This window comes from Ramlibacter sp. bp-362 (assembly GCF_054956735.1).
Genome location: NZ_JBUDXE010000002.1, coordinates 192,878 through 213,869 on the forward strand (window position 1 = coordinate 192,878; position 20,992 = coordinate 213,869).

A 20,992-nucleotide genomic window follows, 5' to 3' on the forward strand; every position below is an offset into this window, starting at 1 on the left:
GCTGAGGACGGGGCGGTCGGCGGGAATCGAACGGCGACTGTATCATGGTGCAATGCACCAAAACGCCAGTGGGGCTTACAGTCACCATAAGCGTTCGCTATAGGAAAAGAGATGCCCAAGGTCTTCATCGACGGCGAGGCCGGCACCACCGGCCTGCAGATCCGGGAGCGGCTCGCGACGATGCCGCAGGTCGAGCTCGTGAGCATCGCGCCGGAGAAGCGCAAGGACCCGGCGGCCAAGCGCGATCTGATGGCCGGCGTGGACCTCGTGATCCTGTGCCTGCACGACGACGCCGCGCGCGAGTCGGCCGCCATGGTCGACGAGATCGGCCGGGCGGGCGGGCGCAAGCCGCGCATCATCGACGCCTCGACGGCCCACCGCACGGCCGAGGGCTGGGTGTTCGGCTTTCCCGAGCTGGCCGCCGGCCAGCGCGAGGCGATCGCGCAGGCCGAGCGCGTGAGCAACCCGGGCTGCTACGCCACCGGCGCGATCGCGCTGGTGCGCCCGCTGGTGGACGCGGGCGTGCTGCCCGTGGACTATCCCGTGGTGCTGCCTTCGGTGAGCGGCTATTCCGGCGGCGGCCGCACGATGATCGAGGCCTACGAGGCCGGCACCGCGCCCGCCTACGAGCTGTACGCGCTCGGACTCAAGCACAAGCACCTGCCGGAGATCATGAAGTACACCGGCCTGGTGCGCCGGCCGATCTTCGTGCCGTCGGTGGGCAACTTCCGCCAGGGCATGCTGGTGCAGCTGCCGCTGCACCTGAACACGCTGCCCGGCAAGCCGACGCCGGCGGACCTGGAGACCGTGCTCAAGCGCCACTACCAGGGCAGCGAATGGGTCAGCGTCGAGTCGCCCACGGCCGACGGCAAGCTGGAGCCGACGGCGCTGAACGACACCAACAAGATGGAGCTGCGCGTCTACAGCAACATGGACTACGCCCACGCCGTGCTGGTGGCCCGCCTCGACAACTTGGGCAAGGGCGCCAGCGGCGCGGCGGTGCAGAACCTGAAGCTGATGCTGGGCCTCTAGGCCGGCGGGCGCCGGCCAGCCCTTTCAGTCGTCCTCGCCGCCCAGCACGCGGCGGATCACCGCGCCCTCGAAGCCCCGCGCTGCCAGGAAGCGCGCCTGCTTCGCCCGCTGCGCCGCGTCGGCCGGCGGCGTGCCGAACTTCTTGCGCCAGACCTCGCGGGCCCGTTCGACCTCGGAGGCCTGCAGGCTGGCCACGGCCAGCGCCACGCGCTCGGCGTCGAGGCCCTTGGCCTGCAGTTCCTGCCGGATGCGGGCGGCGCCCAGGCGCGGGGCGCGGCGGTACACCAGGGAATCGAGCACGCGCTGCTCGTCGATGAAGCCGCGGGCCTGCAGTTCGTCGAGCGTCGCCTTCAGCTGGCCCGGCTCGGCCTCGTGGGCCGCGAGCTTGCGTTCGAGCTCGCGGCGCGAGTGCTCGCGGCCGGCCAGCAGGCGCAGCGCGCGGCCCTTCAGCGACAGCTGGCCGAAGGCCATGCAGGCCTTACTTCGCGGGCGCCGCTTCTTCGACCGCGGCGACCGGCAGCAGCGGGATGTCGAGGTGCTCGCGCACCTTGTTCTCGATCTCGCGGGCGAGGTCGGGGTTCTCGCGCAGGAACTCGCGGGCGTTGTCGCGGCCCTGGCCGATCTTCTCGCCGTTGTAGGCGTACCAGGCGCCGGACTTCTCCAGCACCTGGGCGGCCACGCCCATGTCGATGATCTCGCCCTCGCGGCTGATGCCCTCGCCGAAGAGGATGTCGAATTCCGCGGTCTTGAAGGGCGGCGAGACCTTGTTCTTCACCACCTTCACCTTGGTCTCGTTGCCGATGGCCTCCTCGCCCTTCTTGATGGTGCCGGTGCGGCGGATGTCCAGGCGCACCGAGGCGTAGAACTTCAGCGCGTTGCCGCCGGTGGTGGTCTCGGGGCTGCCGAACATCACGCCGATCTTCATGCGGATCTGGTTGATGAAGATGACCATGCAGTTGGTCTTCTTGATCGTGGCGGTCAGCTTGCGCAGCGCCTGCGACATCAGGCGGGCCTGCAGGCCGGGCAGGGAGTCGCCCATCTCGCCCTCGATCTCGGCCTTGGGCGTGAGCGCCGCGACCGAGTCGACGATGATCAGGTCGACCGCGCCGGAGCGCACCAGGCTGTCGACGATCTCCAGGGCCTGCTCGCCCGTGTCGGGCTGGGAGATCAGCAGGTCGGACACGTTCACGCCGAGCTTCTGCGCGTACTGGATGTCCAGCGCGTGCTCCGCGTCCACGAAGGCGCACTGGCCGCCCTGCTTCTGCATCTCGGCCACGACCTGCAGCGTCAGCGTGGTCTTGCCCGACGACTCCGGGCCGTAGATCTCGATCACCCGGCCGCGCGGCAGGCCGCCGACGCCCAGGGCGATGTCCAGGCCCAGCGAGCCGGTCGAGACGACCTGGATGTCCTCGATCTTCTCGCCTTCGCCGAGGCGCATGATCGTGCCCTTGCCGAACTGCTTCTCGATCTGGGCCAGCGCCGCCTGCAGGGCCTTCGCCTTCTCGTTGTCGGCCGGGGCGATCCTGCTTCCTTTGACTTGGGCGTCCATGGGTTTCTCCTTGCGCATCAGTGGTTCGATCTCTTGGGCCGCACCCACTGGTTCGACGAACAGGCTGGATGCATGGCCAGTAATGTAACGAGCGAAGTACCCGGCGGACAACCGCTTTTTTGGTCAGTTTGCCTTACGATCTCGGGATGAGCTCCACCGACGACGGCTGGCGCCTCACCCACCTCGGGCGGCTGCTCGGCCACGCCATGCGCCGCTTCGACGAGCGCGTGCTGCGCCTCATGGCGACCAACATCGACGTGCCGCTGGCCCTGTCCAACCTGGCGGCGCGCGCGCAGATCAGCGCCGCGCACATCCACATCACCCGCCACCTGGAGCTGCAGGGCACCCGCCTGACCGACCTGGCGCAGAAGGCCGGCATGAGCAAGCAGGCCATGGGCGACCTCGTGACCCAGTGCGAGGCCTGGGGGCTCGTCACCCGCGAGCCGGACCCGCGCGACGCCCGGGCGCGCCTGGTGCAGTTCACGCCCACGGGGCTGCTGTGGCTGCAGGCCTTCAAGGAAGCCGTGGCCCAGGCGGAACGCGAATTCCGCCAGGAGGTCGGCGCCGACGTGGCGACCGTCGTCGCGATCGGGCTGGAAGCGTACGCGGGCGGCAGCGCGGCCTAGAATCGCGCAGCCCGGGAGATCCCATGCGCATCCTCATCGCCGAAGACGACCAGGTCCTGGCCGACGGGCTGCTGCGCAGCCTGCGCGCGTCGGGCGCCGCGGTGGACCACGTGGCGAGCGGCACGGAGGCCGAGACCGCGCTCCTGACCCACGACGAGTTCGACCTGCTGATCCTCGACCTGGGCCTGCCGAAGCTCCATGGCCTGGAGGTGTTGCGCAAGCTGCGCGCCCGCGGCTCCAGCCTGCCGGTGCTGATCCTGACCGCGGCCGACGCGATCGAGGAGCGCGTGAAGGGCCTCGACCTGGGCGCGGACGACTACATGGCCAAGCCCTTCGCGCTCTCGGAGCTGGAGGCGCGGGTGCGGGCGCTCCTGCGGCGCGGCATGGGCGGCGCCACCAGCACGATCCGCCACGGACCGCTGGTGTACGACCAGGCCGGCCGCGTCGCCAGCATCGACGGCCGCATGGTGGAACTGTCGGCGCGCGAGCTGGGCCTGCTGGAGGTGCTGCTGCAGCGCGCCGGCCGCCTGGTCAGCAAGGACCAGCTGGTGGACCGGCTGTGCGAGTGGGGCGAGGAAGTCAGCACCAACGCGATCGAGGTCTACATCCACCGCCTGCGCAAGAAGATCGAGCGCGGCCCGATCCGCATCGCCACGGTGCGCGGGCTGGGCTACTGCCTCGAGAAGATCCCCTGACCGCGGCCGGATGAACATCTTCCAGCGTGAGCAGCGCTCGCTGTTCGGCGAGATCCTCGACTGGATGCTCACGCCGCTGCTGCTGCTGTGGCCGGTGAGCCTGGCGCTCACCTGGCTGGTGGCGCAGAGCATCGCCGGCAAGCCCTTCGACCGGGCGCTCGAATACAACGTGCAGGCGCTGGCGCAGCTGGTCACGGTGCAGGGCGGGCGCGCGGCGTTCAACCTGCCGCAGCCCGCGCGCGAGATCCTGCGCGCCGACGATTCCGACCAGGTCTGGTACCAGGTGCTGGGCTCGCAGGGCGAGCTGCTGGCCGGCGAGCGCGACTTCCCGGCGCCGGCCGGGAGGGACGGCGCCGCGTCGGGCGAGACGCGCCTGCGCGACGCGGAGATGCGCGGGCTGGACGTGCGCATCGCGACCACCTGGGTGCCGGTGCCGGGCGCGCCGCCGGCGCTGGTGCAGGTGGCGGAGACGCGCGAGAAGCGCTCGGTGCTGGCCACCGAGATCATCAAGGGCGTGATGCTGCCGCAGCTGGTGATCCTGCCGCTGGCGGTGCTGCTGGTGTGGCTGGCGCTGGTGCGCGGCATCAAGCCGCTGTCGGAGCTGGAGGAGCGCATCCGCCGCCGCCGGCCCGACGACCTGAGCCCGCTGGACGAGAAGGTGGTGCCGCTGGAGGTGGCGCCGCTGGTGTCCTCGGTGAACGACCTGCTCACGCGGCTGAAGGGGTCGATCGCCACGCAGAAGCGCTTCCTGGCCGACGCGGCGCACCAGCTGAAGACGCCGCTGGCGGGCCTGCGCATGCAGGCCGACCTCGCGCAGCGCGAGCAGTTCAACGCCGAGGAGCTGAAGCAGTCGCTCAAGCAGATCGGCCGCTCCAGCATGCGCGCGACGCACACGGTCAACCAGCTGCTGGCCCTCGCACGCGCGGAAAGCAGCGGCAGCACGCTCGTGCGCCAGCCCTGCGACCTGGCGGCGCTGGCCATCGAGGCGGTGCGCGACACGGTGCCGCGCGCGATGGAGCGGCGCATCGACCTGGGGTACGACGGCGCGCAGCCCGGCACGCCCGGCGTCACGGTGCAGGGCAACCCGACGCTCCTGAAGGAACTGGTGCGCAACCTCCTGGACAACGCGGTGAGCTACACCCCTTCCAGCGCCGGCCAGCCCGGCGTGGTGACGGCGCGGGTGCTCGCCGACCCCTTCGGCGGCGTGCAGGTGCTGCAGGTGGAGGACACCGGCCCGGGCATCCCGGAGTCGGAACGCGAGCTGGTGTTCCAGCCCTTCTACCGCGCGCTCGGGACCAACGTCGACGGCTCGGGCCTGGGCCTGCCGATCGTGCTGGAGATCGCGCAGCAGCACCGCGCGCGCATCACGGTGGAGGACGCCCACCCCGGGCAGCACCCGCCGGGGACGCGGGTGACGGTGCGGTTCGAGGCGGGGGAAGACGCCACCCGCCCACCCGAGGAAATGTCATTGCGGGCTTGACCCGCAATCCACTGGCGGCGCAGTGCAACGCATCCGTGGATCCCGGGTCGAGCCCGGGATGACATGGACTGCGACCGTCAGGCCGGCTTGTACAAGTTCAACTGCAGCCGCTCGCGCTCGATCGCCCGCGCCACGCCGGGCAGGCCCGCGACCTTCTGCACGTGCGCCCACAGCGCCGGGAAGCCGGCCGGGTCGATCTGCGCGAAGCCGCCCCAGCGCAGCAGCGTGAGGGCGTAGGCGTCCAGCGGGCCGAAGCGCTCGCCGCCCAGGAAAGGCCGGCCGGCCGCGGCGGCCGCCTGCGCCATCTTCTCGATCTCGCCCAGCAGGCCGGCGTACACCTTCGCGTTGAAGGTCTTCAGCTCCGCCTGCGTCTCCGGCGTGCCGGCGAACTTGTGGGGCATGAACACGTGCGTGAAGGTCGGGTGCACGGTGTTGTTCATCCAGGCCAGCGTCTCCAGCAGCTTCGCGCGCGCGAAGGCGTCGCGCGGCAGGAACTGCTGCTCGGGGAACTTCGCGTCCAGCCAGGTGACGATGGCGACGATCTGCGTGATGGTCGTGTCGCCGTCCACCAGCACCGGCACCTGGCCGCGCGGGTTCACCGCGCGGAAGGCCGCCTCGTTCTGCTCGCCCTTGTGCAGCTTCACCATGACCGGCTCGAAGTCGGCGCCGGCGGTCTCCAGCAGCGTGTGCGGCACGAAGGAACAGGCGCCGGGCGCGAAATACAGCTTGAGGGACATCTCGGGTTCTCCTTGGGTCAGCGGCAGGGCCGCAGGGGTTTGCCGGCCAGCGCCGTCTTCAGTTCGTCCAGGTGCGGGCGCAGGTTGTCGTCCACCGCCGGCAGCACCAGCCGCTGGCCGCGCTGCTCGGGCCGCTCCTGCACCACGCGCGCAGTACGCACACCGCGCTGTGCCAGCGCCTCCAGGTGCGCTTCGGCCGCGGCTTGCGTGGGGAAGCCGCCGAGCGACAGGCCGGGCTCCAGTTCCGGATTGGCCAGGGCCTCGAAGCTCACGCCGATCTGCCGCAGCTCGGCGCGCTTGCGCGCGACCTGCTCGACGCCGGCGTACTTGCCCATGTAGACGATCCAGCGCGCGGGCTCGGCGACGGACTGCAGGCTCCAGGAGCCGGCCGGCCAGGACGCGAGCGCGCCGCGCAGGGGCGCGGCCTGCGCCTCCTCCAGCACGGCGCTCTGCAGGCACTCGGGCGCGCGCGGCCCCTGCGCCGCCTGCGCCTCGACGCGCCGCAGCTCGCCCGCCGGCAGCACCCGCACCGCCTGCGGCCGCACCTGCTGGCGCAGGCGCTGCGGCTCCGACTGCTGCGTGGGGCCGACGCCCCAGGGCAGGAGGTAGCCCTGCGACCAGGCGTAGTAGCCGCCGTTGGCCAGCAGCAGGAGCAGGACGAGCAGGCGCAGCATGGGAAGGATGGATCAGGGGCCTGCGGGACGCACGCTCACTTCGGAGCTGCTGACGGTCCGCAGGCCGGCCGCAGTATGCACCAGCAGGGCGCCCGTGCCGTCCACGCCCTGCGCCGTCCCTTCCGTGCCGTCGCTGAGCGTCACCGGCCGGCCGCGCAGGACGTCGCGGGCCGCGAAGCGGGCCTGGAAAGGCGCGAAGCCGGCGGCGGCGAAGGCGAGCACGTCCCGCACCAGCGGCCCGGCCAGCCGCTGCAGCACGGCACCCGCTTCGGCCTCGGGCCACCGTTCGCGCAGCGCCGCCGCCGGCGTGGACAGCCCGGTATCGGGACGCGGCGCGATGTTGATCCCGACCCCGATCACCGCATACCGCCCTTGCTCCCTCTCCCGCTCGCGGGAGAGGGCCGGGGTGAGGGCGCCGCCGGCGCTCGCCGTCTCGATCAGGATCCCGCCGAGTTTCCGATCCCCCAGCCAGAGATCGTTCGGCCACTTCAGCCGCAGTTCCGGATGCAGGCTCTCCGCCACGCTCACCCCCACCGCCAGCGACAGCCCCGACCAGTCCGCCGGCGCCAGTTCCAGCCCCAGCGAGAAGGTCAGCGAATCCCCCGCGCCGCTGAGCCAGTTGCGGCCCAGCCGCCCCCGGCCCGACGTCTGCCGCTCGGCCACCAGCAGCACCGGCTCCGCCCGCCCGGCCCGCGCCCGGCGCATCAGCTCGCTGTTGCTGGAATCGACCTCGGGCAGGATCTCGACCGTGAAGCCGGGCAGCAGCGGCGCGACCGCCTGCCAGACGGCTTCGGCCGATCCGTTCATTTGCGGCGCTTGGGCGCGAGCAGCGTGCCCCGGCAGTTCTTGCTGCCGCACCAGCACGGATACTCCGCCTTCAGCTTCTTCGTGTACGGTTCGTCGATGATCAGGCCGTAGTCGTAGTTCAGCTCCTCGCCGGCCTTGATGTTGCGGATGCTCTTGATGAACACCCGGCCGTCCTGCTCGTCGGCCTCGCAGTTCGGGTCGCACGAATGGTTGATCCAGCGGGAGGCGTTGCCGCCCACCGCCGCGTCGATCACGCGCCCGTCGTCCACGTGGAAGTAGAAAGTATGGTTCGGGTCTTCCGGATTCCACGGGTGGCGCCGCTGCGCCTCCTTCCACGTGATGATCTCGCCCACATATTCGATGAGGGTCTCGCCCTCGGGGATGTCCTGGAGCGCGAAGACGCCCTTTCCGTGCACCCCCGAGCGGCGGACCTGGATCCTGCGGTTGGTCTTGGGGGCCTGGGGCTTCGCGGCGGGCGTGGGGGGCATGGAAGGATTTCGTGTTAATTTGGATTCGTACACGTGCGCGCATGCGCGTGTGCGCACGCGCGCGAGGAAAAGCGCGATTGTAAGAACAGCCAAGGAGGCGGCGCCGCAAGGGGCCGCGTGAGCGTCCGTGAAAACATTGGTCATTGCCGAAAAGCCGTCCGTGGCCCAGGACATCGTCCGGGCCCTGACCCCCGTGGCCGGCAAGTTCGACAAGCACGACGAGTACTTCGAGAACGAGAAGTACGTCGTGACGAGCGCCGTGGGCCACCTGGTGGAGATCCACGCGCCCGAGCAGTTCGACGTCAAGCGCGGCAAGTGGAGCTTCGCCCACCTGCCGGTCATCCCCCCTTACTTCGACCTGAAGCCGGTCGACAAGACCAGGTCGCGCCTGAACGCGGTGGTGAAGCTGGCCAGGCGCAAGGACGTGACCGAGCTGGTCAACGCCTGCGACGCGGGCCGCGAGGGCGAGCTCATCTTCCGCCTGATCGAGCAGTACGCCGGCGGCGCCAAGCCGCTGGGCAAGCCGGTGCGGCGCCTGTGGCTGCAGTCGATGACGCCGCAGGCGATCCGCGAGGGCTTCGAGAAGCTGCGCAGCGAAAGGCAGATGGAAGGCCTGGCGCACGCGGCGCGCTCGCGCTCCGAGGCCGACTGGCTGGTGGGCATCAACGGCACGCGGGCCATGACGGCCTTCAACTCGCGCGACGGCGGCTTCTTCCTGACCACCGTCGGCCGCGTGCAGACGCCCACGCTGGCGATCGTGGTCGAGCGCGAGGAGCAGATCCGCAAGTTCGTCAGCCGCGACTACTGGGAAGTGCACGGCAGCTTCCTGGCCGATGCCGGCGAGTATCCCGGCAAGTGGTTCGACCCGAAGTTCCGCAAGGACCCCGAGGACCCGGAGAAGAAGGCCGACCGCGTCTGGAGCCTGCAGGAGGCACAGGCGATCGCCGACGCGGTGCGCGGCAAGGCCGCGACCGTCACCGAGGAGTCGAAGCCGACCACGCAGGCCGCGCCGGGCCTGTTCGACCTGACCTCGCTGCAGCGCGAGGCCAACGGCCGCTTCGGCTATTCCGCCAAGACGACGCTGGCGCTCGCGCAGTCGCTGTACGAGCGGCACAAGGCCCTGACCTACCCGCGGACGGACTCGCGCCACCTGCCGCAGGACTACGTGAAGGTGGTGCACGACACCATGGGCATGCTCGCCGACAGCGGCATGCGCCACCTCGCGCCCTTCGCGCAGCAGGCGGTGAAGGAAGGCTACGTCAAGCCGATCAAGCGGGTCTTCGACGACAGCAAGGTCTCGGACCACTTCGCCATCATCCCCACGCTGCAGGCGCCCAGCGGCCTGTCGGACGCCGAGCAGCGGCTGTACGACCTGGTGGTGCGCCGCTTTCTCGCGGTGTTCTTCCCCAGCGCCGAATACCTGGTCACCACCCGCATCAGCCAGGCCGTCGGCCACCACTTCAAGACCGAGGGCAAGGTGCTGGTGAAGCCGGGCTGGCTCGCGATCTACGGCAAGGAAGCGGCCGACCAGGTGGAGGACGCGAAGGAAGGCGACAAGGGCCAGAACCTCGTTCCGGTGCAGCCCGGCGAGATGGTGCGCGCCGAGTCGGTCGAGGCGAAGGGCCTGAAGACCCGCCCGCCGGCGCGCTACAGCGAAGCGACGCTGCTGGGCGCCATGGAAGGCGCAGGCAAGTTCGTGGAAGACGACGAGCTGCGCGAGGCCATGCAGGAGAAGGGCCTGGGCACGCCGGCCACGCGCGCGGCCATCATCGAAGGCCTGATCAACGAGAAGTACATGCTGCGCGAGGGCCGCGAGCTGATCCCCACGGCCAAGGCCTTCCAGCTGATGACGCTGCTGCGCGGCCTGGGCGTGGAGGAGCTGAGCAAGCCGGAGCTGACCGGCGAATGGGAATACAAGCTGGCGCAGATGGAGCACGGCAAGCTCTCGCGCGAGCAGTTCATGCGCGAGATCGCCGACATGACGAAGCGCATCGTCATGAAGGCCAAGGAGTACGACCGCGACACGGTGCCGGGCGACTACGCGACGCTCAAGACGCCCTGCCCGAACTGCGGCGGCGTGGTGCAGGAGACCTACCGCCGCTACAACTGCATCGGCAAGGCGGGCCAGCCGCCCTGCGGCTTCTCCTTCACCAAGATCCCGGCCGGCCGCGCCTTCGAGCTCGACGAGGTCGAGCAGTTCCTGCGCGACAAGCGCATCGGCCCGCTGCAGGGCTTCCGCTCCAAGGCGGGCTGGCCCTTCACGGCGGAACTGGCCCTGGTCTACGACGAGGAAGAGAAGAACTGGAAGCTGGAGTTCGACTTCGGCAATGAGGCCGACCCCGCCGAGACCGGCGAGGTGGTGGACCTGTCGGCGCAGGAGCCGCTGGGCCCCTGCCCCAAGTGCGGCCACCGCGTGTTCGAATGGGGCAGCAACTACGTCTGCGAGCGCGCCGTGCCGACGCAGGAGCACCCCACGCCCAGCTGCGACTTCCGCAGCGGCAAGATCATCCTGCAGCAGCCGGTGGAGCGCGAGCAGATGGCCAAGCTGCTGGCCACCGGCAAGACCGACCTGCTGGACAAGTTCGTCTCCATGCGCACGCGCCGGCCCTTCAAGGCCTACCTGGCCTGGGACGCGGAGGCGGGCAAGGTGAACTTCGAGTTCGAGCCCCGCGCCTCCAAGTTCCCGCCGCGCAAGACGGCCGGCGCGGCGACGAAGACGACGGCGGCGCAGCGCGCCAAGGCGAAGGAGCCGGCGTCCGACTACAAGGTGACCGCGAAGGCGGCCAAGGCAGCGGCGAAGAAGACCGCGGCCAGGAAGGCACCGGCGAAGAAGGCCGCCGCCAAGGCCCCGCGCAAGCCGGCGGCCGGCCTCAAGCCGAGCCCCGAGCTGGCCGCCGTGGTGGGCGAGGAGCCGATCGCGCGCACCGAGGTGATCAAGCGGATCTGGGACTACATCAAGGCCAAGGGCCTGCAGGACGCGAAGGACAAGCGCGCCATCAACGCCGACGAGAAGCTGCGCCCGGTGTTCGGCAAGCCGCAGGTGACGATGTTCGAACTGGCGGGCATCGTCGGCAAGCACCTGTCCTGATCGCCGGGCTCGCGCGGCGCGGGCGCTTCTGTCAAACTGCCTCCCCCTGCATTCCAGGAGGATGCCCATGATCCGAAGCCTCAGCGCCGCGGCCATCCTGGCGACCGCCTTCGCCGGCAGCGCGCACGCCGCCTTCAAGCTGGAAAGCCCCGACATCAAGCCGAACGCCACGATGGCGAAGAAGTTCGAGGCCAACGTGTTCGGCTGCAACGGCGAGAACAAGTCGCCGGCGCTGAAGTGGAGCGGCGCCCCCAAGGGAACGAAGAGCTACGCCGTCACGGTCTACGACCCCGACGCGCCCACCGGCTCGGGCTGGTGGCACTGGTCCGTCGTCAACATCCCGGCGGAGGTCACCGAGCTGAAGCCCGATGCCGGCAACGCGAGCAACGCCAACCTGCCGCCGGGGGCGCACCAGGTGCGCATCGACTACGGCGTGGCGGCCTGGGGCGGCGCCTGCCCGCCGCCGGGCGACAAGCCGCACCGCTACGTCTTCACCGTCTACGCGCTGAAGGTCGACAAGCTCGAGCTGCCGGCCGACGCGACGGCGGCGCTGGCCGGCTTCATGATCAACGCCAACAAGCTCGCCAAGGCCAGCTTCACCGCGAAGTACGGCCGCCCCAAGGCGAAGTAGCGGCGGGCACAATGGCCGGGTGAAACGGCCGCAGCCGCCACTGGAGATCGCGCCCGATCCGGGGACCGAGCGGCTGCGCCTGCGCAGCGTGCTCATCGCTGCCGCCGCCCTGGTCGGCCTGCTCTGGCTGGACCTGCTCTCCGCGCTCTTCGCCGGGCTCGCCGGCTTCGTGCTCTACCGCCGCGTGCGCAGCTTCACCGGCCCGGCCCACGGGTCCTGGTCCCGGCGGGCGGTGCGCTGGCTGATCGTCTCGGCGGCCGTGTTCGCGCTGGCGCTCGCGCTGCTGGCGGCCTTCGAGCTGCTGTTCAAGTCGGGCGGACTGGGCCGGCTGATGCAGCTCGTGGCCGATACGCTGGACCAGATCCGCGCGACGGCGCCGGGCTGGGTGGTGGAACGCCTGCCCGAGTCGGCCGATGCCGTGCAGCATGCCGTCAGCCAGTGGCTGCGCGCGCACGCGGGCGACGTGCAGCGCTGGGGCGGCGAGGCGCTCAAGATCCTGGTGCACATCATCATCGGCGTGGCGATCGGCCTCATGGCGGCGGCCGCGCGCCACGACGACCGCGGCCCGCCGCAACGGCCGCTGATCGTGCTGGCGCAGCAGCGCATGCTCCAGCTCGCCAATGCCTTCGGCGACGTGTTCTCGGCGCAGCTGCGCATCTCCCTGATCAACGCGCTGCTCACGGGCGTGTACCTGCTGGTCGTGCTGCCGGCGCTGGGGTATCGCGTGCCGCTGGCGCCCACGCTGGTGGGCTTCACCTTCTTCGCGAGCCTGGTGCCCATCATCGGCAACCTGCTGTCGAACGCGGCGATCACGGTGGCGGCGCTGACGGTGTCGGTGTGGGTCGGCGTCGCCTCGCTGGGCTTCCTGGTCGTCATCCACAAGCTCGAATACTTCCTCAACGCCCGCATCGTCGGCGGCCGCACGCGCGTGCCGACCTACGCGATGCTCGCGGCGATGCTGGTGCTGGAATCCGCCTTCGGGCTCGCCGGGCTGGTGGCGGCGCCGATCTATGCGGCGTGGCTGACGCGGGAGTTGCGGGAGGGGGAGTGGGTTTAGCTGGGGTTCGCTGCGCTCACCGCCAGCCTACGAACAGCCGCCGGACGGGTCCCGTAGGCTGGTGGTGAGCGCAGCGAACCCCAGCAACTTCACGCACTTCTCAGGTGCCACGCCTTCGTCCGCGTGAACGCCTGGATTCCGTAGCGCGAGAGCGTCAGCCCCACGCCCGAATCGCCGACGCCGCTCCAGGGCAGGCGCGGGCTCACGCGGTCGCAGCAGTTCCAGTACACGCTGCCGGCGTGCACCTGCGCCAGGATGCGGCGCGCCCGCGCCTCGTCGCGCGTGTAGACACCGGCCGTGAGGCCGTAGCGCGTGTCGTTCATCAGGCGCACGGCCTCCTCGTCGTTCGCCACCTTCTGGATGCCGATGACGGGCCCGAAGCTCTCCTCGCGCATGACCTCCATGCCGTGGTCCACGTCGACCAGCACCGTGGGCTCGTACCAGTTGCCGGGGCCGGCGCCGATGCGGCCGCCCAGCAGCAGCGTGGCCCCCTTGCGCTGCGCGTCGGCGACCTGGTGGTCCAGCACCTTCAGCTGCGGCGCGCGCGTGATCGCGCCGATGTAGGTGTCCTCGCCCAGCGGATCGCCCATGCGGAAGCCGCGCACGGTGCGCACGAAGTGCTCGACGAAGGCATCGTGGATGCGCTCGTGCACGTAGATGCGCTCCACCGAGCAGCAGCTCTGGCCGGTGTTGTACATCGCGCCGTCGGCCAGCGACTCGGCCGCGGCCTTCGGGTCCGCGTCCTCGCAGACGTAGGTGGGATCCTTGCCGCCCAGCTCCAGCTGCAGCTTGAGGAAGCGCCCCGCCACGGCCTGCGCGATGCGCTGGCCAGTCGCGTGCGAGCCGGTGAAGAACACGCCGTCCAGCGGCTGCGCGAGCAGCGCCGCGCCGACTTCGCCGGCGCCGACCACGCACGCCATCACGTCGGGCGGCACGCCGGCCTCGTGCAGCAGCCGCGTGAGCGCCAGGCCCGTGAGCGGCGCGTACTCGGAGGGCTTGTACAGCACGGCGTTGCCGGTCAGCAGCGCCGGCAGGATCACGTTGCAGCCGACGAACCAGGGGTAGTTCCAGGCCGAGATGTTGGCCACCACGCCGAGAGGCTCGTGCTGGATCTGCTCGCGCATGCCGCCTTCGTCGTGCACCGTCTCGCTGGCCGTCGCGCCTTCCGTTTCCGCGAGGAAGAAGTCGATCCGCGGCAGCAGGCCGTTCAGCTCGTTGCGCGACATGCGGATCGGCTTGCCGGTCTCGCGCGTCATCACCTGCGCCAGGTCCTCCAGCTCGCGCACGACGCCGGCGCGGAAGCCCTCGATGCAGCGCCTGCGCTCGGCGAGCGGCCGGGCGGCCCATGCGGGCTGGGCGGCGCGCGCGGCGCCCGCCTTCGCCGCGACCGAGTCGGCATCGTCGGCCGGCAGGCTGGCCAGCAGCGCGCCGGTGGCGGGGTTGTAGACGGCCAGGAGGTTCATCGGGCGCGCGCCGCGCGGGCGGCTTCCAGGAAATCGCGCAGCAGCGGCGTGTCGTCCACCACGCCCAGCTCGGGCCGGTGGAACTCGGGATGCCATTGCACCGCCGCGACCCAGGCGTCGCCGCCGTGGCGGATCGCCTCGACCACGCCGTCCACGGGCGACACCGCCTCGACGTGGAAGCCCGGCGCGACGTCCTTGATGCCCTGGTGGTGCACGCTGTTGATCTTGTGGCGCCCGGGCGGCAGCAGCTGCGCCAAGCGCGTCTGCGGCAGGATCTCCACCTCGTGGAAATTGAGGTCGTAGGCCGCGGCGTCGCGGTGCACCAGCGCGCCGGGCTTCTGCGTGCGGATGTCCTGGTACAGCGTTCCGCCGTGCGCCACGTTGATCAGCTGCAGGCCGCGGCAGATGCCGAACACCGGCTTGCCGGCGGCCGAGAAGGCCTTCACCAGCGCGATCTCGTATTCGTCGCGCACGCGGTCGCCGTGCCACTCGGGGCGCAGGGGCTGCTCGCCGTAGCTGCCCGGCCAGACGTCGGCGCCGCCGTGCATCACGAGGCCGTCGAGCCACTGCGCGTAGTCCGCCACGCGCACATCGCCGCGGAAGGTCGCGCCGTCCAGCGAGGGGATCATGACCGGCAGGGCGCCTTGCGACATCACCCAGTGCGCCGTGGACTGCTCGATCCACAGCAGGGTCTTGGAGGGCGCCGCCTTGCGCTCCCCGTCGGGGTGGAAGAAGCAGGCGCTGATGCCGATCTTCAGCCGGTCCATGCTCACAGCGCCGCCGCGAACAGCCGCTCGAAATCCTGTGCCGTCACCGGGCGCGGGTTGGTCTGGTGGCAGATGTCGGCCACGGCGATCTCCACCAGGCGCGGCACCTGCTCGCGCGTCACGCCGTGGCTGGCCAGCGTGCCCGTGATGCCGATGCGCTCCTTCAGCTGGCGCAGCCAGGGTACGAAGGCGCGGCCCCCGCCGGCGACGCCGCAGGCGTGCGCCAGCTCGTCGAACTTCCGCGGCGCGCTTTCGAAGTTCCAGGCCAGCACGGTGTCGATCATCAGCGCGTTGGCCAGCCCGTGGTGCAGGTCGCAGACGGCGCCCAGCGCATGCGCGCAGGAATGCACGGCGCCCAGGTCCTTCTGGAAGGCGATGGCCCCCATCATGGAGCTCATCATCATGTCGCCGCGCGCCGCGAGGTCGGAGGGCACCCGCACCGCCTGCTCCAGCGAGCGCGCGGCGATGCGAGCGCCTTCCAGCGCGATGCCGTCGCACAGCGGGTGGTACGCGGGCGAGAGGTAGCTCTCGATGTTGTGCGTGAGCGCGTCCATGCCGGTCGCCGCGGTCACGTGCGGGGGCAGCGCCAGCGTCAGCTCCGGGTCGGCGAACACCTGCCGCGCCAGGATCTTCGGGCTGAAGACCACGCGCTTGAGGTGGGTGCCGTCCTCGCTGATCACGGCGGAGCGGCCGACTTCGGAGCCGGTGCCGGCGGTGGTGGGCAAGGCGACGAAGTACGGCAGTTCCCGCGTGATCGCGCGCACCTGCGGGTGGTCCCACGCGTATTCGATGATGTCGCCCTCGTGCGTGGCCGCGAGGCCCACCACCTTGGCGACGTCCAGCGCGGCGCCGCCGCCGAAGCCGATCACGCAGTCGGCGCCGTGCGCGCGGTAGGCCGCCGCGCCCGCCATCACCTGGCTCGCCGTCGGATTGCCCGCAACGCCGGAGAAGACGATCGCGTCCAGCTCGCGCAGGTGCCACTGGAACTCGGAGAGCACCGGCAGCGCCGCGAGCGCCCGGTCGGTCACGATCAGCGGCCGCTGCAAGCCCTGCTCCTGCAGGTGCCGCTGCACTTCCTTGCGGGCGCCGGGGCCGAAGCGGATCGCCGTCGGGAAGGAGAAATTCGCCAGGCTCATGCTGCGTTCAGATGATCTCGAAGTAGCGCTTCAATTCCCAGTCGGTCACCGCATCCTGCCACTGCCGCCATTCCCATTCGCGCGTCGCGGCGAAGTGTTCGACGAAGGTGTCGCCCAGCCAGTCGCGCGCGATGCGCGATTCGCGGAACACGCGGGTGGTCTCGATCAGCGTGCGCGGCGCGCGCGGCACGTCCTCGCCGCCCTGGTTGGTGCCGGTGATCGGCGGCGTGGTGAGCTTCAGGCCCTGCTCCACGCCGTGCAGGCCCGCGGCGATCACCGCCGCCATGGCCAGGTAGGGGTTCACGTCCGAGCCGGGACAGCGCGTCTCCAGCCGCGTCGCCTTGGGCGAGCCGGCCAGCACGCGGAAGCTCGCCGTGCGGTTGTCCATGCCCCAGGTCGGCTTGACGGGCGCCCAGAAGCCGTCGACCAGGCGCTTGTAGCTGTTGATGGTGGGCCACAGCAGCGGGCCGAACTCCATCAGGCAGGCCACCTGCCCGGCCAGGTAGCTCTCGAACAGCGGGCTCATGCGCCGCTGCGCCTTTTCGTCGTGGAAGAGGTTGGCCTTGCCGTCCGAGAGGCTCTGGTGGATGTGGCCGCTGCAGCCCGGGTATTTCTGGCTCCACTTGGCCATGAAGCTGGGCATGATGCCGAAGCGCTTGCCGATCTCGCGCGCGCCGGTCTTGAAGAGGATCGCGCGGTCGGCCTGCTCCAGCGCCGGCGAGAAGCCGATGGCGGCTTCGTAGACGCCCGGGCCGGTCTCCGTGTGCAAACCCTCGATGGGCACGCCGAAGGCGAGCATCTCGTCCATCAGCGCGTTGAAGAAGCCGGGGTTGTCGGCCATGCGCAGCAGCGAGTAGCCGAACATGCCCGGCGTGATCGGCTCCGGCGGCGCGCCGTTCTTGTCCGCCCAGGTGTGCGGCGTCTCGCGGAAGTTGAACCACTCGAACTCCATGCCGGTCATGACCTGGTAGCCGAGCTTTTCCGCGCGCGCCAGCACCCGCTTGAGCACCTGCCGCGGGCAGACCGGGAAGGGCGAGCCGTCCGCGTTGACGAACTCGCCGAGGAAGAACGGCACGTTCCCGTCCCACGGCACGCGGCGCGCCGTGTCCAGGTCCACCCGCGCCAGCGCGTCGGGGTAGCCGTGCTGCCAGCCCGTGACCGAGGTGTTGTCGTAGGTCACGTCCAGCATGTCCCAGCCGAACACCACGTCGCAGAAGCCGAAGCCGCCGGCGGCCGCGCCCTCGAACTTGTCGATGTGGAGGTACTTGCCGCGCAGCACCCCGTCGATGTCGCTCACGGCCACCTTCACCTTGGTGGCGCCGTCCTTGCGCAGCTGTTCGAGGGCCGGATGCGTGCTGGCCAAGTTGCCGATCTCCCCGCGCGCCGTCATGATGCGCGCGTGCCCGCTATCTTGACAGTCTTCGCGCTCGCGTGGGGCCGCTGCCCCCGCCCATGACCCTCACCTGGCCCGTCGCCGCGGCCGTCCTGTTCGGCGCCCTGCTGCACGCCGGCTGGAACGCCATGGTCAAGTCCAGCAGCGACAAGGCGCTGGACACCGCCGTCATCCACCTGCTCGGCTCGCTGGTGGGCCTGCCGCTGGTGCTGCTCGTGGGCCTGCCGCCGGCGGCGTCCTGGCCCTTCATCGCGGCGTCGGTGACCATCCACATCGGCTACTACTTCGCGCTGGCCGGCGCCTACCGGCATGGCGATCTCGGGCTCACCTACCCGCTGATGCGCGGCACCGCGCCCCTGCTCGTGGCGCTGTCGTCCACGCTGGTGCTGGGCGAGGCGCTCTCGCCGCTCGCCTGGGCGGGCGTGCTGGGGGTGAGCTGCGGCGTGCTGGCGCTGGGGCTGTCGCGCCACGCCATGGACTCGCCGCGGGCGGTGGCCTTCGCCCTGACCAACGCCGTCGTGATCGCGGTGTACACGGTCGTCGACGCGCTCGGCGCCCGCAGTTCGGGCAACGCGCTGCAGTACGTGGCCGCCCTGTTCATGCTGGACGGCTGGCCTTTCGCGCTGCTCGTGCTGCACCGTCGCGGCTGGCGCGTGGCCTGGCCCTATGCGCGGCGGCGCGCGCCGCTCGCGCTGGTGGGCGCGCTCGCCTCGCTCGGCTCCTACGGCATCGCGCTGTGGGCCATGACGCGGGCGCCGGTCGCCACCGTCGCGGCGCTGCGCGAAACCTCGGTGCTGTTCGCGGCGCTGCTGGGCAGCTGGTTGCTGAAGGAGGGCTTCACGCCGCGCCGCGCGCTCGGCACGGCCGCCATCGTGGCGGGCGTGATGGCGCTGCGGCTGGGATGACAACGGCGCCCGCGACCCGCCGCTAGCCGGCGCGGTCTTCCTGCGGTGGCGGGCCTTCGTGCTCGGGGGCCAGGTCCTCGCCGTGCCCGGCGGCGCGGATCGAGGTCTCGCTCAGCAGGGCGAGCTGCTTCTGCAGCATCTGGCGCTGCAGGGGCTTGCCCAGTTCCTTCGTGTAGTAGGCGAGTTCGAACTCGGGCGTGCCCCCAACTCGGTTTCGATTCCTGTCGGGCATGGGGAGGCAGCTTAGCAAGCACGCGCTCACATTCTGTAGGAGCGCTCCGCGATCCTTGTGGGACAAGGCCGACTCTGCATTGACGCGTGCCGCGCAGGCCGAGCTGAGAGCGTTGCGGGGACCCCGCGAGCTGCGTAGGATGGTCCTCCCTTTGTTCGCTGGAGGGCTCGTTCAGTGGCAACCCATCGCGACATCGCCGCACGGCGCACGCTGGCCCTGGTGGGCCCGAGCGCCGGCGGCAAGACCAGCCTGGCCGAAGCCTTGCTGTGGAAGGCCGGGGCGGTGGGCGCACCCGGCAGCGTAGAGAAGGGCAGCACCGTGTCGGACCACGACCCGCTGGAGAAGCGGGCGCTGCGTTCGCTCAACACGGCGCTGCTGCACTTCGAACACCGCGGCATCACCACCCACCTCGTCGACACGCCCGGCGCGCCCGACTTCCTCGGCCAGTCGCTGCCGGCCCTGGAAGCGGTCGAGACCGCCGTCGTCGTGGTCAACGCGGCCGCGGGCGTGGAGCCCATGGCCGTGCGGATGATGGAGTGGGCGCGGCAGCGCGAACGCGACCGCATCATCGTCGTCAACAAGATCGACGCGCAGGGCGTCAACCTGCAGGCGCTCGTGGGCGAGCTGCAGGCCGCCTTCGGCAAGGAGTGCCTGCCGCTGAACCTGCCCTCGCAGAAGGGCGAGCGCGTCGTCGACTGCTTCTGGAAGCTGCAGGACGACGGCCCGCCGCCCGACTTCTCCTCCGTGGAGCAGGCGCACCGCGCGCTGGTGGAGCAGGTCGTGGAGGTCGACGCCGCCTTCGTCGAGCGCTACCTGAACGACGGCGACGTCGCGCCGGAGGAACTGCACGCGCCGCTGGAGCAGGCGCTGCGCGAAGGCCACCTCGTGCCCATCTGCTTCGTCTCCGCGCGCACGGGTGCCGGCGTGCCGGAGCTGCTGGACGTGATCGAGCGCCTGCTGCCCGACCCGAGCGAAAGCAACCCGCCGGCCTTCCTGGAAGGCGAGGGCGAGGATGCGCAGCCGATCCGGGCCGAGGCCGACCCCGACAAGCACGTGCTGGGCCACGTGTTCAAGATCACGCAGGACCCCTACGTGGGCAAGATGGGCGTGATCCGCGTGCACCAGGGGACGATCACGCGCGACAGCCAGTTGTACGTCGGGGACGGGCGCCGCCCTTTCAAGGTGGGCCACCTCTTCATGCTGCAGGGCAAGGAGCTGAAGGAGGTGGCGAAGGCGGTGCCGGGCGACCTCTGCGCCATCGCGAAGGTGGAGGATCTGCACTTCGACGCGGTCCTGCACGACGCGGCGGAAGACGCGCACATCCACCTCAAGCCGCTGCAGTTCCCGGTGCCGGTGCACGGCCTGGCGATCACGCCCAAGCGGCGCGGTGACGAGCAGCGCCTGCACGACATCCTGCAGAAGCTGGTGAGCGAGGATCCCTGCCTGCGCGTGGAGCACGTCGCGACCACCAACGAGACGGTGGTGTACGGCCTGGGCGAGCTGCACCTGCGCACGCTGCTGGACCGCCTGACCGAGATCCACAACTGCCAGGTCGAGACGCGGCCGCCGCGCATCGCCTACCGCGAGACGATCACCGCGCCGGCCGAAGGGCACCACCGCCACAAGAAGCAGACCGGCGGCGCCGGCCAGTTCGGCGAGGTGTTCCTGCGCATCGAGCCGCTGCCGCGCGGCAGCGGTTTCCAGTTCGTCGACGAGGTGAAGGGCGGGGCGATCCCGAACAACTTCATGCCGGCGGTGGAAAAGGGCGTGCGCCAGGCGATGGAGGCCGGCGTGATCGCGGGCTATCCCGTCGTCGACCTCAAGGTGGTCGTGTACGACGGCAAGCACCACACGGTGGACAGCAAGGAGATCGCCTTCATCCAGGCCGGCAAGAAGGCGCTGATCGCCGCGGTGCAGGCGGCGCGGCCCTGCGTGCTGGAGCCGATCGTCGACGTGGAGATCGCCGCGCCGGAGCAGAACATGGGCGACATCACCGGCGACCTCGCCTCCCGGCGCGGCCAGGTGAGCGGCACGCAGTCGGCCACCGCGGGGGCGCTGACGGTGCTGGCCCAGGCGCCGCTGTCGGAGCTCGCGAGCTACCAGTCACGCCTGAACTCGCTCACCGGCGGCCAGGGCCGCTACACGATCTCCTTCAGCCACTACGAACCGGTGCCCCCGAACGTGCAGGCGCAGCTGGCGTCGCAGTACAAGCTGAAGGACGAGGGCTAGGCT

20 protein-coding genes are annotated in these 20,992 nt (G+C 70.7%); 9 read left to right on the forward strand and 11 right to left on the reverse strand.

Going from position 1 to position 20,992, the window contains the following annotated elements; genetic code table 11:
- Positions 1-111 precede the first annotated feature (111 nt).
- On the forward strand, positions 112-1,032 hold the full coding sequence (argC, locus tag ACY0MJ_RS03370; RefSeq protein WP_462636865.1) for an N-acetyl-gamma-glutamyl-phosphate reductase: 921 nt from the start codon (positions 112-114) through the stop codon (positions 1,030-1,032).
- A 24-nt stretch (positions 1,033-1,056) separates the two neighbouring features.
- On the opposite strand, the gene recX is transcribed toward argC, so the two are convergent.
- On the reverse strand, positions 1,057-1,503 hold the full coding sequence (recX, locus tag ACY0MJ_RS03375) for a recombination regulator RecX (protein ID WP_462636866.1): 447 nt from the start codon (positions 1,501-1,503) through the stop codon (positions 1,057-1,059).
- A 7-nt stretch (positions 1,504-1,510) separates the two neighbouring features.
- Positions 1,511-2,581 (reverse strand): recombinase RecA, encoded by a 1,071-nt coding sequence (gene recA / locus ACY0MJ_RS03380; RefSeq protein WP_462636867.1) that lies wholly within the window; start codon positions 2,579-2,581, stop codon positions 1,511-1,513.
- Between the two features lie 146 nt (positions 2,582-2,727).
- Here recA and ACY0MJ_RS03385 point away from each other — a divergent pair, with 146 nt between their 5' ends.
- Genes ACY0MJ_RS03385 through ACY0MJ_RS03395 form a run of 3 tightly spaced genes read left to right on the forward strand, consistent with a single transcriptional unit; the run spans position 2,728 to position 5,382 of the window.
- Complete coding sequence (locus ACY0MJ_RS03385; protein WP_462636868.1) at positions 2,728-3,207, forward strand: MarR family winged helix-turn-helix transcriptional regulator; 480 nt, start codon at positions 2,728-2,730, stop codon at positions 3,205-3,207.
- A 23-nt stretch (positions 3,208-3,230) separates the two neighbouring features.
- Positions 3,231-3,902, forward strand: coding sequence for a response regulator (locus ACY0MJ_RS03390; RefSeq protein ID WP_462636869.1), 672 nt, complete (start codon positions 3,231-3,233; stop codon positions 3,900-3,902).
- 10 nt (positions 3,903-3,912) lie between these two features.
- Complete coding sequence (locus tag ACY0MJ_RS03395; protein ID WP_462636870.1) at positions 3,913-5,382, forward strand: sensor histidine kinase; 1,470 nt, start codon at positions 3,913-3,915, stop codon at positions 5,380-5,382.
- A 77-nt stretch (positions 5,383-5,459) separates the two neighbouring features.
- Here ACY0MJ_RS03395 and ACY0MJ_RS03400 read toward each other — a convergent pair whose 3' ends face one another.
- Genes ACY0MJ_RS03400 through ACY0MJ_RS03415 form a run of 4 tightly spaced genes read right to left on the reverse strand, consistent with a single transcriptional unit; the run spans position 5,460 to position 8,088 of the window.
- Positions 5,460-6,119, reverse strand: a complete 660-nt coding sequence (locus tag ACY0MJ_RS03400) for a glutathione S-transferase family protein (RefSeq protein WP_462636871.1) — start codon at positions 6,117-6,119, stop codon at positions 5,460-5,462.
- Between the two features lie 17 nt (positions 6,120-6,136).
- Positions 6,137-6,793 carry an SPOR domain-containing protein gene (locus ACY0MJ_RS03405; protein ID WP_462636872.1) on the reverse strand — a complete coding sequence of 219 codons (657 nt, stop codon included), beginning with the start codon at positions 6,791-6,793 and terminating at the stop codon, positions 6,137-6,139.
- A gap of 12 nt (positions 6,794-6,805) precedes the next feature.
- Positions 6,806-7,600 carry a biotin--[acetyl-CoA-carboxylase] ligase gene (locus ACY0MJ_RS03410; protein ID WP_462636873.1) on the reverse strand — a complete coding sequence of 265 codons (795 nt, stop codon included), beginning with the start codon at positions 7,598-7,600 and terminating at the stop codon, positions 6,806-6,808.
- A complete protein-coding gene (locus ACY0MJ_RS03415; protein ID WP_462636874.1) occupies positions 7,597-8,088 on the reverse strand; it encodes an SET domain-containing protein in 492 nt (163 codons plus the stop codon). The genes ACY0MJ_RS03410 and ACY0MJ_RS03415 overlap by 4 nt, the downstream gene beginning before the upstream one ends.
- Positions 8,089-8,215: 127 nt before the next feature.
- Here ACY0MJ_RS03415 and ACY0MJ_RS03420 point away from each other — a divergent pair, with 127 nt between their 5' ends.
- The 3 genes from ACY0MJ_RS03420 (at position 8,216) to ACY0MJ_RS03430 (ending at position 12,864) form a co-directional block, all read left to right on the forward strand.
- Entirely contained in the window at positions 8,216-11,176 is a 2,961-nt protein-coding gene (locus ACY0MJ_RS03420) for a DNA topoisomerase III (protein ID WP_462636875.1), read from the forward strand.
- 67 nt (positions 11,177-11,243) lie between these two features.
- Positions 11,244-11,807 carry a YbhB/YbcL family Raf kinase inhibitor-like protein gene (locus tag ACY0MJ_RS03425; RefSeq protein WP_462636876.1) on the forward strand — a complete coding sequence of 188 codons (564 nt, stop codon included), beginning with the start codon at positions 11,244-11,246 and terminating at the stop codon, positions 11,805-11,807.
- 19 nt (positions 11,808-11,826) lie between these two features.
- Positions 11,827-12,864, forward strand: a complete 1,038-nt coding sequence (locus ACY0MJ_RS03430; protein WP_462636877.1) for an AI-2E family transporter — start codon at positions 11,827-11,829, stop codon at positions 12,862-12,864.
- Positions 12,865-12,953: 89 nt separating this feature from the next.
- On the opposite strand, the gene ACY0MJ_RS03435 is transcribed toward ACY0MJ_RS03430, so the two are convergent.
- The 4 genes from ACY0MJ_RS03435 to ACY0MJ_RS03450 are packed head-to-tail and all read right to left on the reverse strand — an operon-like array spanning position 12,954 to position 17,593.
- Positions 12,954-14,327 carry an aldehyde dehydrogenase family protein gene (locus tag ACY0MJ_RS03435; protein ID WP_462636878.1) on the reverse strand — a complete coding sequence of 458 codons (1,374 nt, stop codon included), beginning with the start codon at positions 14,325-14,327 and terminating at the stop codon, positions 12,954-12,956.
- Positions 14,324-15,094 (reverse strand): gamma-glutamyl-gamma-aminobutyrate hydrolase family protein, encoded by a 771-nt coding sequence (locus ACY0MJ_RS03440; protein WP_462636879.1) that lies wholly within the window; start codon positions 15,092-15,094, stop codon positions 14,324-14,326. The genes ACY0MJ_RS03435 and ACY0MJ_RS03440 overlap by 4 nt, the downstream gene beginning before the upstream one ends.
- A 2-nt stretch (positions 15,095-15,096) precedes the next feature.
- Positions 15,097-16,230 carry an iron-containing alcohol dehydrogenase gene (locus ACY0MJ_RS03445; protein ID WP_462636880.1) on the reverse strand — a complete coding sequence of 378 codons (1,134 nt, stop codon included), beginning with the start codon at positions 16,228-16,230 and terminating at the stop codon, positions 15,097-15,099.
- Positions 16,231-16,237: 7 nt separating this feature from the next.
- Complete coding sequence (locus ACY0MJ_RS03450; protein ID WP_462636881.1) at positions 16,238-17,593, reverse strand: glutamine synthetase family protein; 1,356 nt, start codon at positions 17,591-17,593, stop codon at positions 16,238-16,240.
- An 89-nt stretch (positions 17,594-17,682) separates the two neighbouring features.
- Here ACY0MJ_RS03450 and ACY0MJ_RS03455 point away from each other — a divergent pair, with 89 nt between their 5' ends.
- Positions 17,683-18,528, forward strand: a complete 846-nt coding sequence (locus ACY0MJ_RS03455; protein ID WP_462636882.1) for an EamA family transporter — start codon at positions 17,683-17,685, stop codon at positions 18,526-18,528.
- Between the two features lie 22 nt (positions 18,529-18,550).
- Here the strand turns inward: ACY0MJ_RS03455 and ACY0MJ_RS03460 are convergent, their stop codons facing one another.
- Positions 18,551-18,760, reverse strand: coding sequence for a hypothetical protein (locus ACY0MJ_RS03460; protein WP_462636883.1), 210 nt, complete (start codon positions 18,758-18,760; stop codon positions 18,551-18,553).
- A 174-nt stretch (positions 18,761-18,934) separates the two neighbouring features.
- Between ACY0MJ_RS03460 and fusA the strand changes: the two genes are divergently transcribed.
- The gene (gene fusA, locus ACY0MJ_RS03465) at positions 18,935-20,989 is read left to right on the forward strand and encodes an elongation factor G (RefSeq protein ID WP_462636884.1); all 2,055 of its coding nucleotides are present in this window, start codon (positions 18,935-18,937) and stop codon (positions 20,987-20,989) included.
- The last annotated feature ends 3 nt before the right edge of the window (positions 20,990-20,992 follow it).

Excerpts from the sequence above, each read along its gene's own strand:
- ACY0MJ_RS03455 (WP_462636882.1), top strand. The coding sequence starts at position 17,683 with ATGACCCTCACCTGGCCCGTCGCCGCGGCCGTCCTGTTCGGCGCCCTG.
- ACY0MJ_RS03440 (WP_462636879.1), bottom strand. The coding sequence starts at position 15,094 with ATGGACCGGCTGAAGATCGGCATCAGCGCCTGCTTCTTCCACCCCGAC.
- ACY0MJ_RS03460 (WP_462636883.1), bottom strand. The coding sequence starts at position 18,760 with ATGCCCGACAGGAATCGAAACCGAGTTGGGGGCACGCCCGAGTTCGAA.
- argC (WP_462636865.1), top strand. The coding sequence starts at position 112 with ATGCCCAAGGTCTTCATCGACGGCGAGGCCGGCACCACCGGCCTGCAG.
- ACY0MJ_RS03445 (WP_462636880.1), bottom strand. The coding sequence starts at position 16,230 with ATGAGCCTGGCGAATTTCTCCTTCCCGACGGCGATCCGCTTCGGCCCC.
- ACY0MJ_RS03425 (WP_462636876.1), top strand. The coding sequence starts at position 11,244 with ATGATCCGAAGCCTCAGCGCCGCGGCCATCCTGGCGACCGCCTTCGCC.
- recX (WP_462636866.1), bottom strand. The coding sequence starts at position 1,503 with ATGGCCTTCGGCCAGCTGTCGCTGAAGGGCCGCGCGCTGCGCCTGCTG.
- ACY0MJ_RS03395 (WP_462636870.1), top strand. The coding sequence starts at position 3,913 with ATGAACATCTTCCAGCGTGAGCAGCGCTCGCTGTTCGGCGAGATCCTC.
- ACY0MJ_RS03410 (WP_462636873.1), bottom strand. The coding sequence starts at position 7,600 with ATGAACGGATCGGCCGAAGCCGTCTGGCAGGCGGTCGCGCCGCTGCTG.
- ACY0MJ_RS03435 (WP_462636878.1), bottom strand. The coding sequence starts at position 14,327 with ATGAACCTCCTGGCCGTCTACAACCCCGCCACCGGCGCGCTGCTGGCC.
- ACY0MJ_RS03415 (WP_462636874.1), bottom strand. The coding sequence starts at position 8,088 with ATGCCCCCCACGCCCGCCGCGAAGCCCCAGGCCCCCAAGACCAACCGC.
- recA (WP_462636867.1), bottom strand. The coding sequence starts at position 2,581 with ATGGACGCCCAAGTCAAAGGAAGCAGGATCGCCCCGGCCGACAACGAG.
- ACY0MJ_RS03390 (WP_462636869.1), top strand. The coding sequence starts at position 3,231 with ATGCGCATCCTCATCGCCGAAGACGACCAGGTCCTGGCCGACGGGCTG.
- ACY0MJ_RS03385 (WP_462636868.1), top strand. The coding sequence starts at position 2,728 with ATGAGCTCCACCGACGACGGCTGGCGCCTCACCCACCTCGGGCGGCTG.
- ACY0MJ_RS03400 (WP_462636871.1), bottom strand. The coding sequence starts at position 6,119 with ATGTCCCTCAAGCTGTATTTCGCGCCCGGCGCCTGTTCCTTCGTGCCG.
- ACY0MJ_RS03405 (WP_462636872.1), bottom strand. The coding sequence starts at position 6,793 with ATGCTGCGCCTGCTCGTCCTGCTCCTGCTGCTGGCCAACGGCGGCTAC.